General features: G+C 67.7%; 1 protein-coding gene and 1 pseudogene. Both read left to right on the plus strand.

The window, feature by feature from the left end; genetic code table 11:
• On the plus strand, positions 1 to 117 hold a 117-nt coding region (locus tag KBI52_RS00555), incomplete at its 5' end, for a CbbQ/NirQ/NorQ C-terminal domain-containing protein (protein ID WP_210804756.1).
• Between the two features lie 14 nt (positions 118 to 131).
• Positions 132 to 325 (plus strand): annotated as a pseudogene (locus tag KBI52_RS00560) (protein norD); the annotation flags it as partial.

Raw genomic sequence — 325 nt, forward strand, 5'->3', positions numbered from 1 at the left:
ATTGCGGCGGGTGTCCCGGCGGAAGAAGCCATCCTCGCCGCCATGATCGAGCCGCTGACCGATGATCTGGACGTCAAGAAGGCTTTGATCGAGGTCGCCCGCGCGACGCTCGCCTGATCCGGAGATCCGCCATGCTCGACTTCCTCGAACTCGAAGAAACCGTCGGCCAGTTCTGGCACCGGTTGGTCGGCCGTGCCGTCACCTACCCACGCTACCCCGAGCTTGGCGTCTCCCTTGATGAGGTCCGCGGATCCCTCCCGGTCTTCTTCCGGGGCCTCGGCGGCGAGACCGGGGTGCAACTGGCCGGCAGCGCCGCGCGCGCCTC

This window comes from Microvirga sp. HBU67558 (genome assembly GCF_018069605.1).
In the GTDB taxonomy this organism is placed as follows: Bacteria; Pseudomonadota; Alphaproteobacteria; order Rhizobiales; family Beijerinckiaceae; genus Microvirga; species Microvirga terrae.